We start from the raw sequence: 12,394 nt of genomic DNA on the forward strand, positions 1-12,394 counted from the left end.
TTGAGCGCGGCCTACTCGTCTGCGCCGTACTCCGCGCCCAGATTTTCCTTCAGCTCCTCGACCTTCCCTTCCGACTCGAAGCCGGGGGCCAGGCCGTTGGCGTCCATCTCGCCGGTGCCGCCCTGCATCGCCTCGCTGATGGTCTCATTCGGCGTGGTGTCGCTCTCGCCGGTGTAGCCGTCCTTCAAATCACTTGCCGCTGTTTTGTCGGTCATGCCTCATACTGGAGAGTCGGTGTGAGAAGGCTGGCCCAGGCATTTCAAAGGGTCTTTACCTTTGTGGCTGGCGCTAAGGCACGACCTGCACGGCCACCGCCTGCCATTGTCCGGCGCGGCGGGCATAGACGCGCAGGAAGCCCTGGGCATGCACCCCATTGGTGCTGAGCTGGCCACGCGTGAAGGCGGTGTCGCCGCAGACCTGGGCCGCCCGGCGCTCGAAGACCAGCAGCTCGTCCGGGTAGACGCTGAGGGCGCGCAGCAGGGCCGCCTTGCCCACCGCCGCGCCGTCCGGCAAGAAGCCCAGCCAGTCGTCAGCGATCAGCTCCGCGAGCGCCTGCGTGTCGCGGCTGGTATAGGCGGCGTTCCAGGCATCGTCCAGAATCAGCACGGCGTTGAGCGCCAGAAATTCGTCCAGGCCAGCGATGCCCGACTGGTCCTGGCCTGACTGATCCTGGGAGGCGCTCACGGCTGGGCCGACCCGGAGTGCAGCAGTTTCAATCCGCCGCCTCGACGTGGGCCGGGTAAATTTCCAGCTCGTTGTAATAGGCGTCGCGCAGCACTGGCAAACGCCCGGCCTGCTGGATCATCCTGATCATGCGGTCCTTGCTCAGTCCCAGTGGGCTGGTCGCGCCCGCCGCGTGGGCGATGTGCTCGTCCACGATGGTGCCGTCCACGTCTGAGACCCCCCAGTCGAGGCTCACCTGGGTGAGTTCGCTGCCGATCATCACCCAGTAGCCCTTGATATGCGGAAAGTTGTCGAGGTAGATGCGCGACACGGCCAGGTTGCGAAGATCGTCCAGCCCGGTGGTGTAATCGGTTTTGCCGAGATTCTGCGCCAGGGTATTGCCCATCGGCTGAAACGCCAGCGGAATGAAGGCGTGAAAGCCGCCTGTCTCGTCCTGCAAGGTTCTGAGTCGGTCCATGTGATCGAGGCGTTCTTCCAGCGTTTCGATGTGGCCGTAGAGCATGGTGGCGTTGGTCCGCATGCCGATGGAGTGGGCCTCGCGGTGAATCTGAATCCACTTCTCGGCCTTGACCTTGTTCTTGGCGACCTGCTTGCGGACCCGGTCGGCGAAAATCTCCGCGCCGCCGCCGGGCATGGCGCTCAGGCCCGCCGCCTGGAGTTCGCGCAGCACGTCCAGGGTAGGCTTCTTGCTGATCTTGGAGAGGTGCTCGATCTCGGCGGCTGTGAAGGCCTTCACCTGCAACTCGGGAAACGCGGCCTTGAGCTTGCCGACCATCTCCGGGTAAAAGCTCCAGGGGCGGTTGGGGTGGTGGCCGCTGCTCATGTGCAGCTCGGTGAGACCGGGTTCGTACTTGGCGCGCACATGCTCGACCACCGCGTCGGCGTCGTAGTCCCAGGCGCGCTCCTCGCCCTTGTGGGCGGCGAAGGCGCAGAAGGTGCAGCCGACATAGCAGATGTTGGTGAATTCCAGCCGCATCGAGTGGACGAAGTAAGTCTTGTCGCCGTGCTGGCGCTCGCGCACCAGGTTGGCGAGGCGCATCAGGGCGTTCACGTCGGGCGTGTCGAACAGCACCATGCCCTCGGCAAAGGTCAGGCGCTGGCCCGAAACCACCTTGGCAACGATGGGCACGAGCGCGGGGTCACGGGTCTTGATCATGCCGCCAGTTTACGCCTGCGGGGACGGGGGAAACGTCCTGATGGCGACAGATCAGCCCTCACCTCCCCGCCTCCAGCCGCGCCTTCATCTCCGGCCATTCCCCGTCTGTGACGCTGAACATCACCGTGTCGCGGGCGCTGCCGTCCGTACGGACCATGTGCTTTCGTAGCACGCCCTCCCGCACCGCTCCCAGCGCTGCAATCGCCGTCTGCGAGCGCTCGTTGATCAGGTCAGTCTTGATTTCCACCCGGCGTATCTCCATCACCTCGAAGGCGTGGGCGAGCAGCAGCAACTTGAAGGCGCGATTGGCCCCCGTCCGCATGAAGCGGGGCAACAGCCAGGTGCTGCCGATTTCCAGCCGCCTGTGTTCCGGGCGCATCTCCATGTAGCGGGTGCTGCCCGCGTACTCGCCGCCGACCAGCGACACGAACGGCCTCTGATCTGGGGCGTCCAGGGCAGCCATGTAGTAGCTGAGGTGAATCGGCGAGGTGCCCATCTGAACATACTCGCCGGGATGCTCGGCGGCCAGCGCCCTCAGCGGAGCAATGTCGGCCTCGGTCAGCGGGCGCAGGGTGTGGAGGCCGTCCGAAAGAGTCAGGTCGTGGTGCATGGCTGTCTAGAATAGTCGCTTAAAACTGCACCGTCGCCAGCACCTGATCGAAGGTCTTGCTCAGGCGCTCGAAGGCGCTATTCGGCACCGTGAGCTGAAAGCTGTAGAAGTTCTTCGCGCCGTTGCCGAACCACACCCGCATCACCAGAATGTCACTCTTGCTGGTGATGACGTACTGGCGCATCAATCCCGACACGCCGCCGTAATTGGCGGGTTTCTCGCCCTTGAAGGTCAGCGCCGAGCCGCTTTCCTTGACGGCCTTCTCGAAGCTACCGAACTCGGTCTTGAGATCGATCTTCTTGCCGTTTTTTGGAATGAACAGCAGGCGGATCAGGGCGGCGGGCGGCTTGGGCTGAGACGCCACGGTGATGCCGCCCAGGCCGTCTTTGAGGTTGAGGCCCACCCAGCCCTTGGGCAGGCTGACCGTGAACGGCAGCTTGGCGTCGCTGACCTTGACCAGCGCGGCAGCCTGCGTCTGGGCCTGAGTGGTCTGGGCCTGAGCAGATTCACCCAGCGCCGAAGCGCCCAGCACGGCGGCGAGAAGCAGCGGGGAAGTGGCCTTCATGCCGTGCATGCTAGCCCACTGCCGGGTGAGGAGCCAAACCGGGAGCTGGGGGCGGTCTATCATCGGCCCTATGGAGCACGCCCCGTTCACCGCCCTCGCCCGCGTCTACGACGCCATCATGGCCGATATCGAATACGACGCCTGGGCCGACTTCATTCTCAGCTACGCCGCCGACGCGGATATCAAGGTCGCCAGTGTCCTCGACCTGGCCTGCGGCACCGGCAACCTCACCCGGCAGCTCCGCGCCCAGGGCCTGAGTGTCACGGGGCTGGACGCCAGCGCCGAGATGCTGTCAGTGGCCGCCGCCCGGCTGCCGGACGTGATGTTCGTGCCGGGCGATCTGCGAACCTTCGACCTGCATCAGACCTTCGACCTGATCACCTGCGTCTTCGACAGCCTCAATAACCTGGTGGCCGAGGGCGATCTGCTGGCGGCCCTGGGGCGCAGCCACGCCCACCTCGCGCCGGGCGGCCTGCTGGCTTTCGACGTGAATACCCGACTGGGTGTGCGCGAGCTGTGGGAAGGTGACAGTATCGAGGGGCTGGAGCCGCTGCCGGACGGCTCGGAGGTGCATTACCACTGGTCGCACCGCTACGACGCCGCCTCGAAGCTGGGGGTGGTGCAGGCATTCTGCCGCCTGCTGGGCGGCGAGCACGACGGCGAGGAGTTCGTGGAGACCCACCATGAGCGCGGCTACGATCCCGCTGAACTGGAGAGTGCCCTGCGGGAAGCGGGGTTTGCGACCTGGGAGATTCTGGAATACCCCGACTACGCGCCGCCGGAGCCGGACAGCCCGCGCGTCTGGGTGTTCGCCCGCCGGGGACAGCCGTGAGCGAACCGGCCTTGAGTGCCGCCCGCCTGGCCGTGCTGGGTGCGGGCGGCTGGGGCACGGCGCTGGCCCGCACGCTGGCCCAGACCCATCCGAACGTCACCCTCTGGGCCAGGAGGGAAGTGCTGGCTGGTGAGCTGCGCCGCAGCCGCTTCAATGCCGCCTACCTGCCGGGCGTGGCGTTGCCCGAATCGGTCAGCGTCACCAGCGATCTGAGCGCCGCCGTCGCCGGGGCCGACTTCGCCTTCCTGGTGGTGCCGAGCGTGGGCATGAGTGGGCTGCTCAGCGCCCTGCCGCGCTCGCTGGGCGTGGTGCTGTGCGCCAAGGGACTGGCTCCCGGCGGCACCCGGCTCAGCGAGCTGGCCGCCTCGCTCGGCTTCGGACGGGTGGCGGTGCTGAGCGGCCCCAACCACGCCGAGGAGATTGGTCTGGGCCTGCCCGCCGCCACGGTGGTCGCCAGCCGGGACGAGGCCTTTGCCCGGACGGTGCAGGCCGAATTGATGACGCCCAGCCTGCGCGTCTACACTAGCCTGGACGTGCCGGGCGTCGAACTCGGCGGCGTTCTCAAAAATGTGGTGGCGGTGGCGGCGGGTCTGGGCGACGGCCTCCAGCTCGGTGACAATGCCCGCGCCAGCGTCATCACACGCGGCCTGCGCGAGATGGCCCGCTACCTCGATGGCCAGGGCGCGCAGGACGACACGGTCTACGGCCTGAGTGGGCTGGGTGATCTGGTCGCCACCGCCACCAGCCGCCACTCGCGTAACCGTGCCGCCGGGGAAGCGCTGGCGCGCGGTGAAGCACCAGAGCAGGGCGGCAAGGTGGTGGAGGGGCTGCGTACGGCGCGGCTGCTCTCAGCCTGGGCGCAGGAAAGCGGCGTGGAATTGCCTATCGTGCAGGGGGTCGCTGCCGTCTCGGAAGGCCGCCTGTCGCCGCAGCAAGCCCTGGCGGTCCTGATGCAGCGGGAAGCCAAAGCCGAGGGCTGAGATGTATCTGGGGCGCGTGAAAGAATGGAGTATGTCACGCCCTCTGCCGCTGGTTGCCGCACTGCTGCTCGGTTTCGCCTTCACTGCCTTGCCCGCTCAGGCCGCACCAATTCCATGTTCGGTGGCCGTCAGGCTGGACGCCGACACCTACAACCTGCTGGCGCTCGGTACCCAGGTCAGCGAGGCCGCCACCGACCAGAGTAGCTTTGAGTACGCCGGGTGTCAGGCGGCGCGCCTCGGTGCTCAACTGGCCCAGTCGCCGCAACTGCGCGAGCGCCTGGGGCGGCTGCGGACGCTCTACCGGCAGCTCCGGGCCGAGGAGGGTGGGCTGGCCTACGTGATGGCGGGCGGCGGCACCATCCACACTCACGCCGTGCCGCGCAGCTATCCGGCGCTGGAACAGACGCTCTCCAGCCTGGCGGTACTGGCGTCCAGCAGTCTCGGCGCACAGGTGGGGCCGCAGTACGCAGGCAGCCTGACCTTCTCGCGCACGGCCTTCAATGACCGTTTGAGCGCGCTGAAAGCCTGGAAGCCCAAAGACGCGGCGGCCACGGGCTTTTACGTCCCCAAAACCTTTCAGGCCGATGTGGCTGCCTACGCCCAGACCGGCGCGGCGATCATGAAGCTGCTCGGCAGCCGGGATGACGCCGCCACCGCCGCTGGATATCTGCCGCTGCAAACGCCCCTCTTTGTGGACGAGTACCTGAATCAGTTCTGAGGTCGCGGCTGTGCTACGTCCTGAATAGGTCCGCTTACCCGCCCCAGTTGGCAGGTCGCTCGGCCAGCCCGAAGTGCCAGGCCACCGCCTGCGCGACGCGCTCCCCGGCGTGGCCATCGCCGTAGGGGTTGCGCGAGGCCCGCATCCGCGCCAGCGTTTCGGGACTGCCCAGCAACTCCAGCAGCGTCCGGCGGACCTGAGCGCCGTCGTTTCCGGCCAGTTTCAGCACGCCTGCCACCAGTCCCTCGGGCCGCTCGGTCACGTTCCTGAGGACCGCCACCGGCACACCCAGCGCCGCGCCCTCCTCCTGCAAGCCGCCAGAATCGGTGGCCAGCAACTCGGAAGCGGCCATCAGTGGGGCCATGTCTTGGTAGTCCAGCGGATCGGTGAGTTCCACATTGGTGAGGTTGCCCAGCGCAGGCTGCACCGCCTCGCGCACGGCGGGGTTGAGGTGAACCGGATACACGAAGTGCAGCTCCGGATGGGCGCGGGCCACGTCGGCCAGGGCCTGGGCCAGTTCGGGCATCACCGGCAGATTCTCGCGGCGGTGCATGGTGATGGTGACGAGCTTTTGCCCGGCGTCGCGCCTGGCCTGCCATTCGGCCCTGAGCGCCGCCCGCCCGGCCACCATCCGCACCGCGTCCACGGCGGTCTGCCCGGTGACAAAGAGGCCCGTCTCGGCTTTGCCCTCGCGCCGCAAATTGTCGGCCGCCCCATTCGTCGGTGAGAAATCGAGGCTACTCAGCACCCCGGTCAGACGGCGGTTGGCTTCCTCGGGAAACGGCTCCTGCATGTTGCCACTGCGAAGTCCGGCTTCCACGTGGCCCACCGGAATGCCCTCGTAAAAGGCGCTCAGCGCCACGCAGAAGGTGGTGGAGGTGTCGCCGTGAACGAGCACCATGTCGGCCCCCAGCTCGCGCAGCTTTTTGCCTGCCTGGGGCACGATTTTTCCGGTCAGGTCGGCCAGCGTCTGGCGCTCGGTCATCACGTTGAGGTCTGCGTCGGGGGTCAGGCCGAAAGCGGCGAGCGCCCCGTCGAGCTGCTGGCGCTGCTGCCCTGTCGAGAGAATCAGCGGGGTCAGGCCCGGTTGGGCTTGCAGGGCGCTGTAGACGGGGGCCATCTTGGTGGCTTCCGGACGGGTCCCGAAGGCGAGAACGATCTTTTTCATGGGGAAGTTTCCTTTAGTTGAGTTCCTTGCGGCCCTGCGCGACCTCGATCAGCTGGGCGCGGATGCGGCGGGCGGCCACGAACCACAAGCTGCCCGCGATGAAGACCGCCGTAATCAGCACCGTCAGCGTGCCGATGCCCTGGGCGAACATGCCCGCCACGCCGCACACCAGGGCCACCCCCCACAGCGCCACCGAGGTGCGCCGGGCGTTGCCGGTACGGGCCAGGACCCGGTGGTGCAGGTGGGTCTTGTCGGGGTGCGCCAGTGGGTTGCGAATGCCGCGTGCCAGGCGGCCCACGACAACCTGGGTGGTGTCCAGAATCGGCAGGGCCATGATCAGGAGCGGCACCAGCAGGCTTGCACCCGCACTGATTTTGAGGGTGCCGAGCAAACTGACAGCGGCCAGGGTGTAGCCGAACAGCGTCGATCCGGCGTCGCCCATGAAGATGCGGCTGGGGTTGAAGTTGTGGCGCAGGTAGCCCAGTGCCGCGCCGCCCAAACCCGCCAGCAGAATGACGGCGGCGGCCCGGTCCGTGAACTGCGCCGCTGTCACCAGCAAGACCATGCTGGCGATGAAGGCCACGCCGCCCACCACACCGTCCACACCGTCGAGCAGGTTCATGGCGTTGGTCAGGCCCACCACCCACACGATGGTCAGGAAGACGCTGAGGATGTTGGAGACTTCGCCGTTAATGACGGGCAAGAAGGGAATGGAATTGAAGTCGATTCGCAGCCCGTTGACCATAAGCAGCACCGCTGAGAGGACCTGCACGCCGAGTCTGAAGAGCGGGGTCAGGCCGTATTGATCGTCAATGAAGCCCACCAGAACCAGTAGTGTCGCGCCCAGCAAAATCGCCAGCACCTGAATGTTGACCTGCTCGATGACGATGGGCCGCAAAGTCCAGCCCACCACGATACTGATGACAAAGCCTGCGAAGATCGCCAGCCCGCCCGCGTTGGGCACCGGTACGGTATTGAGGCGGCGCTCATTGGGCATATCGGCCCAGCCCACCTTGAGCGCGAAGTCACGCACCTGCGGAATGAAGCGCCAGGTGATGATGGCCGCCGTGACAAAGGTGAGCAGCACGGCCAGAAAGCCGCGCCCGAAAAGATCGGCGATTCCGAGGTGCTGCGCGAAGGTGCGAAGTTGGTCCATAAACTAGAAGTCAGTCTACGCGGGGCAAGGTTGAACTGTGGGTTGCCGGGTGTGGGCTATGGGAGAAGACCAGGCCCGATAACCCACACCCCACCTGCTACTTGGTACCGTAGATCCGGTCTCCCGCGTCGCCCAGGCCCGGCATGATGTAGCCGTGATCGTTGAGGCCCTCGTCAATGGCCGCCGTCACGATCTCCACATCGGGGTGGGCGGCCTGCACCACGGCGATGCCTTCCGGCACGCTGAGAATGGTCATCAGCTTGATGCTCTGCGCGCCCGCGTCCTTGAGGGTCTGGATGGCGGCCACCGCCGAGCCGCCTGTTGCCAGCATCGGGTCGGTGACGAACACCCGGCGCTCGGCGATGTCCTGCGGCAGCTTGGAATAGTAGGCCACCGGCTTGAGGGTCTGAGGGTCGCGGTAGAGGCCGATGTGGCCGACCTTGGCCGCCGGAACCAGACGCACCATCGCGTCGGCCATGATCAGCCCGGCGCGCAGGATCGCCACCAGCGCCAGCTTCTTGCCGCTGAGCATCGGGAACTCGGCAGTTGTCAGTGGGGTGCTGAGGGTTTCCGGCATCGTTTCCAGGTCGCGCATGGCCTCGTAGGCCAGCAGCAGACTGATCTCCCCGGCCAGTTCGCGAAATTCCTTGACGCCGGTATGCACGTCGCGCATCAGCGAGAGCTTGTGCAGAATCAGCGGATGGTCGGCCACCGTGACTTTGGCGGGGATGGATTTGGGTGTGGTCATGGCGTTCAGGGTAGCGCAGCAGGCAAGGCTGGGGCGTCTCGGGCGAGGAGGTCCAGTTCAAGCGTGAACATGGCCGCCCGCTGCATTTCGCTTTGCTGAAGTGAGGAGATAAGGAGAGATTGACTTGCTCAGGCTCTTCTGGCGCGCGGTCTGAATGTTGTCCAGAATGACCTGTGAGGCGGTTGAGTGCGCAGGTCGTCAGCAGGGCAACTGCGACATGGCTTCAGGCTCGCCTGCAATCTCCAGCGGTGCACTTCTTCCAACGCGGATTGCGTCGGTACTTGAGTTCGGCCTGGACTGCAACGCGTGTAGGTTTCCCTGCCCCTCGCCCGCTGCACGGTCAACCGCCGAGAGAAGTGCGATGGTGTATGGTCATCTGCACGGTTTTCATAGGGCTGGTTTGCCGCGTAAAGAAAAGATAGGAAAGACTTGACTGCGACTCAGCCCGGGAGATGCGCCAGCGCATGGCGCGCCCGCTGCACTTTCACGCGGCGCTGCGCCTCGAACTCATATGGCTCGTTCATCAGAAACCAGTAGAGGTCGTGCAGGTAGCTGTGGGCCAGGTACGCCCGGAAGCGGGTGCGCGAACTCTGGTCCGGCGGTACCAGTTCCAGCGCCGCCTGCATGCTTTCCAGACGCGGCAGCAGATCCAGCGTGCCGGTCTTGAGCAGCGCCAGATCGCGCATCGGGTCATCCCAGGCGGCCTTGGTCCAGTCGATGACCAGCACCTCGCCGCTTTCGTCGTTGATCAGGATGTTGTCCTGCCACAAATCGAGGTGGCAAAAGGCGGCGGGCACGTCGAGCGCCCCGAGTGCGAGCGGCTCCTCGATGGCTGCGAACACGTCGTCGAGCGGATAGGGGGCCAGCGCGCTGCGAAAGCGCTTGAGCCGCTCGCGCAGCCGGGGCAAATCCACGCGGCCCCGGCGTTCCTGGTGCAGTGCCGACAGAATCCGGCGCAGCGCGGGCAGGGCGCGGCGCACGTCGGCCTCGAGCAGCGGGTGGCCTCCAAAGCGGCGCATCACCAGCGCCTCGACCCCGTCGGTCTCGTGAACGTCCAGTACCCACGCGCCCATGCCAGCGCGGCGCATATTGGCGGCCTCGGTACGGTGTTCGCCAAGATGGTTGCGGTACACCTTGACCACCCGCTCACGCGAGGCGTCAGTGTAGACCCGGCTCTGCATGCCCGAATCGAGCGGTGTCAGCGGGCCGTAGAGACGCTCCAGAGTCGGAAAGAGAATGGCCCGCTGCACGGCGCACATGATAGCGGGCGCGGCGCGCTGTGGCGTGGGTCAGATGCCGCTGGTGAACAGGTGAAGCTTGCAACAAGTGTCGGTCAAACGCTCTGGGCACCGCAGCAAGGCGCAGCGCCGCAGCGGGAGGTCAGTGAACGCTGCGCTCCAGCAGCCCGACCAGTTTGGGATCAAGCGCCTTCCCTGCCTGGCCGCGCAGCACGTCGAGGTCGCCGGTCCGTACATAGGCGTTGGCGACAGCCAGAATCCGGGCGTAGAGTGGAATGTCCTCGCCGACCAGCTTGTCGGGGGTGCCCTGGCCGTCCCAGCGCTCGTGGTGGTGGCGCACTGCCAGTTGAGCCTGTCCCAGACTGCTCACCCCGTGCAGGACGTTGGCACTGACCTGGGCGTGGTCTTCCTCGCCGTGAAGCTTTCCCACGTCGTGCAGGACGGCGGCAAACCACACCTCGTCGAGTTCGCGCTCGGCCAGGCCCAGGCTGCGTCCCAGCCGCACCGCCACATCGGCCACCGACTGGGCGTGACCCACCGAGTCGAAATCCAGGCTCTCGGTCATCTCGGCCACCGCCGAGGCGATGGTGCGGGCAGTGGCGCGGGCCTCCTCGCGGGCGTCCATCAGGCCCAGCAGTGGTCCTACCACCCCAGCGAGTTTCTGGGCACTGTCTTGCTGTTCTTGACTGAACCCCCCCTTGAAGCGGTCGAGCACCAGCGCGCCGAGGCTGCGGCCCTTGTTGGCAATCGGCAGCACCAGCGAGGCGCTGACCTGATTCATGCCCGCCTCGTCAAACTGTGGATGGAGCATCTCGTCGTTCATGGCGTAGAGTTCGCTGGTGCCGTTGGTGGTCAGGCGCGGGCGGGCCGCCGTCCAGGGACCGGACAGACTCAGGCCCACCAGTCGGCGCGGGTAGAGCAGCACCGCCACCACCCGGTCCTGGCCCCGGCGCAGCACCGCGTAGCCCTTCACGTCGCCGCCCACCCGCTCGGCCACCTGTGACAAAGCGTTTTCCAGCAGTCCCTCGGGGCTGGGCCGGGACAGCAGTTCGCCGAGCAGTTTGCCGGTGTCGGGTTCCTGGTAGGCGCTGGGCAGTCCGGCCACTGCCTGGGGTGCAAGCTCCACCGCAACGGCCGGTGTGGTGTCCGGCGGGGCCGGAGTCTGGGGACGCGGGCGTCTAAACATGTCGCCAGTATAAAAAGACCCTCGTTCAAACTCCTGACAGCGGGTGTACACCTGAACCCCCCGACCACCGCACCGTGCCGTCCGGCACCCTTGGCGGGCGGCACGCGGCGCTAGAGTTGGGGCTATGAAGGTCTCGCCCTGGCCCGCCGTACTGCTACTGATCGCTGGCGCGGCGTATTTTCTACCGCAGCGGGACCCCGGCGCGCTGGGGTTCGGCCCGCCGAGTCAGGTCGCGCCACTGAATGATCCGTTGCCCCAGACCACCCGCGCCCTGTTCGGTCAGTCGCGCCCGGCCACCGTGCAGATCGATCAGCTCAGCCCAGCGCGCAACGGCGGCCTGGAAGGCGGTCTTGGCACCGGCTTTCTGATTTCCGGCGACGGCGAGGTGATGACCGCTTACCATGTGGTGGACGGCGCACAGCTCATCCGGGTCAAGACCCTCAGCGGTCAGGTCTACCGCGCCCGCGTCACGGCCTTCGACAACGCCGCCGATGTGGCACTGCTCAAGATCGATGCCCGCCGCCCGCTGCCGTTTCTCAAGCTGGCGGCCAGCTCGCCCCGCATCGGCGAGGGGATACTGGCTATCGGCAACAGTGGCGGCGACTTTCTCCAGGCCCGCACCGGCAGGCTGCTGCGGCTGGGCGCGCGGGCAGGCCAGGCCGACTTTCCTCAGAACACCCTGGAGATGAGTGCGCCGCTGGCTCCTGGCGACAGCGGCGGCCCGATTCTGAACGCCCAGGGCGAGGTGATGGGCGTGGTCAGCTACGTGCGGGTCAACGACGCGGGAAAGACCATCACCTCCTACGCGGTGCCGGTGACCCGGACTGGCCCGCTGGTGCTGGCGCTGGAAGCGGGCCAGAAGCGCGACGTTCCGGCGGTGGGTCTGGTGTTCGACAGTCAGCATGACGGCCTGACCACACCTTCCGGCGGAGTGGTCTCTGCGGTGGTGCCGGGCGGCCCGGCAGCAGCGGCGGGCGTGCGCGGGGCCGCCTACGACGCCAAGAATCAGCTCACCGCTCTGGGCGACACCATCACCGCCGTGGACGGCATCCGCACCCGCAGCAGCAACGACGTGATTTTCGAATTGCGCCGCCGTCAGGTCGGAGACCAGATCAAGCTGACCCTCAGCAATGACGGCAAGAGCCGCGAGGTCAATCTGGGGCTGGTGGCCAAGGGTAGCATCAACTACAACCAGTGACAAGGATTCCGGTCAATCAGTGATGCAACAACTGTTGACCCGACCAGCGGGCAGGCCCGGTAGGTGCCGTTCTGCCCAAGACAGACGGAGACCGTTTGAGGCGTCCCGCTTTCGTTCACGAGACTACCCACTGCGATTCGGATTGATGGAATGTC

Annotated in this window: 14 protein-coding genes; 4 read left to right on the forward strand and 10 right to left on the reverse strand. The window is 66.3% G+C overall.

Annotation, left to right across the window (positions count from 1 at the left end):
* Positions 1 to 11: 11 nt before the first annotated feature.
* The 5 genes from N0D28_RS06250 to N0D28_RS06270 all read right to left on the reverse strand — a co-directional run bounded on the left by N0D28_RS06250 (position 12) and on the right by N0D28_RS06270 (position 3,015).
* The gene (locus N0D28_RS06250) at positions 12 to 215 is read right to left on the reverse strand and encodes a hypothetical protein (protein WP_260561508.1); all 204 of its coding nucleotides are present in this window, start codon (positions 213 to 215) and stop codon (positions 12 to 14) included.
* Positions 216 to 288: 73 nt separating this feature from the next.
* A complete protein-coding gene (locus tag N0D28_RS06255) occupies positions 289 to 684 on the reverse strand; it encodes a nuclear transport factor 2 family protein (RefSeq protein WP_260561509.1) in 396 nt (131 codons plus the stop codon).
* A 28-nt stretch (positions 685 to 712) separates the two neighbouring features.
* A complete protein-coding gene (gene mqnE / locus N0D28_RS06260) occupies positions 713 to 1,840 on the reverse strand; it encodes an aminofutalosine synthase MqnE (RefSeq protein ID WP_260561510.1) in 1,128 nt (375 codons plus the stop codon).
* A 58-nt stretch (positions 1,841 to 1,898) separates the two neighbouring features.
* A complete protein-coding gene (locus tag N0D28_RS06265) occupies positions 1,899 to 2,450 on the reverse strand; it encodes a GNAT family N-acetyltransferase (protein WP_260561511.1) in 552 nt (183 codons plus the stop codon).
* 19 nt (positions 2,451 to 2,469) lie between these two features.
* Complete coding sequence (locus N0D28_RS06270; protein ID WP_260561512.1) at positions 2,470 to 3,015, reverse strand: hypothetical protein; 546 nt, start codon at positions 3,013 to 3,015, stop codon at positions 2,470 to 2,472.
* A 70-nt stretch (positions 3,016 to 3,085) separates the two neighbouring features.
* Here N0D28_RS06270 and N0D28_RS06275 point away from each other — a divergent pair, with 70 nt between their 5' ends.
* Genes N0D28_RS06275 through N0D28_RS06285 form a run of 3 tightly spaced genes read left to right on the forward strand, consistent with a single transcriptional unit; the run spans position 3,086 to position 5,545 of the window.
* Entirely contained in the window at positions 3,086 to 3,847 is a 762-nt protein-coding gene (locus tag N0D28_RS06275; RefSeq protein ID WP_260561513.1) for a class I SAM-dependent DNA methyltransferase, read from the forward strand.
* Positions 3,844 to 4,827, forward strand: coding sequence for an NAD(P)H-dependent glycerol-3-phosphate dehydrogenase (locus N0D28_RS06280; protein ID WP_260561514.1), 984 nt, complete (start codon positions 3,844 to 3,846; stop codon positions 4,825 to 4,827). Before N0D28_RS06275 ends, N0D28_RS06280 begins: the two co-directional genes overlap by 4 nt.
* A gap of 31 nt (positions 4,828 to 4,858) precedes the next feature.
* Positions 4,859 to 5,545, forward strand: coding sequence for a hypothetical protein (locus N0D28_RS06285; protein ID WP_260561515.1), 687 nt, complete (start codon positions 4,859 to 4,861; stop codon positions 5,543 to 5,545).
* A gap of 34 nt (positions 5,546 to 5,579) precedes the next feature.
* Here the strand turns inward: N0D28_RS06285 and wecB are convergent, their stop codons facing one another.
* From wecB to N0D28_RS06310, 5 genes are all read right to left on the reverse strand, one after another.
* The gene (gene wecB / locus N0D28_RS06290; RefSeq protein WP_260561516.1) at positions 5,580 to 6,713 is read right to left on the reverse strand and encodes a non-hydrolyzing UDP-N-acetylglucosamine 2-epimerase; all 1,134 of its coding nucleotides are present in this window, start codon (positions 6,711 to 6,713) and stop codon (positions 5,580 to 5,582) included.
* Positions 6,714 to 6,726: 13 nt separating this feature from the next.
* Entirely contained in the window at positions 6,727 to 7,869 is a 1,143-nt protein-coding gene (locus N0D28_RS06295) for an MraY family glycosyltransferase (RefSeq protein ID WP_260561517.1), read from the reverse strand.
* A gap of 97 nt (positions 7,870 to 7,966) precedes the next feature.
* Positions 7,967 to 8,617 carry a uracil phosphoribosyltransferase gene (gene upp / locus N0D28_RS06300; protein ID WP_260561518.1) on the reverse strand — a complete coding sequence of 217 codons (651 nt, stop codon included), beginning with the start codon at positions 8,615 to 8,617 and terminating at the stop codon, positions 7,967 to 7,969.
* A 440-nt stretch (positions 8,618 to 9,057) separates the two neighbouring features.
* A complete protein-coding gene (locus N0D28_RS06305; protein ID WP_260561519.1) occupies positions 9,058 to 9,876 on the reverse strand; it encodes an aminoglycoside phosphotransferase family protein in 819 nt (272 codons plus the stop codon).
* A gap of 121 nt (positions 9,877 to 9,997) precedes the next feature.
* Positions 9,998 to 11,041, reverse strand: a complete 1,044-nt coding sequence (locus N0D28_RS06310; RefSeq protein ID WP_260561520.1) for an HD domain-containing phosphohydrolase — start codon at positions 11,039 to 11,041, stop codon at positions 9,998 to 10,000.
* Between the two features lie 124 nt (positions 11,042 to 11,165).
* Between N0D28_RS06310 and N0D28_RS06315 the strand changes: the two genes are divergently transcribed.
* Positions 11,166 to 12,239: a S1C family serine protease gene (locus N0D28_RS06315; RefSeq protein WP_260561521.1), complete on the forward strand. Its 1,074-nt coding sequence runs from the start codon at positions 11,166 to 11,168 to the stop codon at positions 12,237 to 12,239.
* Positions 12,240 to 12,394 lie beyond the last annotated feature (155 nt).

The sequence above is a fragment of the Deinococcus rubellus genome (genome assembly GCF_025244745.1).
Taxonomy (GTDB): domain Bacteria; phylum Deinococcota; class Deinococci; order Deinococcales; family Deinococcaceae; genus Deinococcus; species Deinococcus rubellus.

Coding starts and splice junctions, on each gene's coding strand:
- N0D28_RS06250 (WP_260561508.1), bottom strand. CDS start 215: ATGACCGACAAAACAGCGGCAAGTGATTTGAAGGACGGCTACACCGGC.
- mqnE (WP_260561510.1), bottom strand. CDS start 1,840: ATGATCAAGACCCGTGACCCCGCGCTCGTGCCCATCGTTGCCAAGGTG.
- N0D28_RS06265 (WP_260561511.1), bottom strand. CDS start 2,450: ATGCACCACGACCTGACTCTTTCGGACGGCCTCCACACCCTGCGCCCG.
- N0D28_RS06270 (WP_260561512.1), bottom strand. CDS start 3,015: ATGAAGGCCACTTCCCCGCTGCTTCTCGCCGCCGTGCTGGGCGCTTCG.
- N0D28_RS06275 (WP_260561513.1), top strand. CDS start 3,086: ATGGAGCACGCCCCGTTCACCGCCCTCGCCCGCGTCTACGACGCCATC.
- N0D28_RS06285 (WP_260561515.1), top strand. CDS start 4,859: ATGTCACGCCCTCTGCCGCTGGTTGCCGCACTGCTGCTCGGTTTCGCC.
- wecB (WP_260561516.1), bottom strand. CDS start 6,713: ATGAAAAAGATCGTTCTCGCCTTCGGGACCCGTCCGGAAGCCACCAAG.
- N0D28_RS06295 (WP_260561517.1), bottom strand. CDS start 7,869: ATGGACCAACTTCGCACCTTCGCGCAGCACCTCGGAATCGCCGATCTT.
- upp (WP_260561518.1), bottom strand. CDS start 8,617: ATGACCACACCCAAATCCATCCCCGCCAAAGTCACGGTGGCCGACCAT.
- N0D28_RS06305 (WP_260561519.1), bottom strand. CDS start 9,876: ATGTGCGCCGTGCAGCGGGCCATTCTCTTTCCGACTCTGGAGCGTCTC.
- N0D28_RS06310 (WP_260561520.1), bottom strand. CDS start 11,041: ATGTTTAGACGCCCGCGTCCCCAGACTCCGGCCCCGCCGGACACCACA.
- N0D28_RS06315 (WP_260561521.1), top strand. CDS start 11,166: ATGAAGGTCTCGCCCTGGCCCGCCGTACTGCTACTGATCGCTGGCGCG.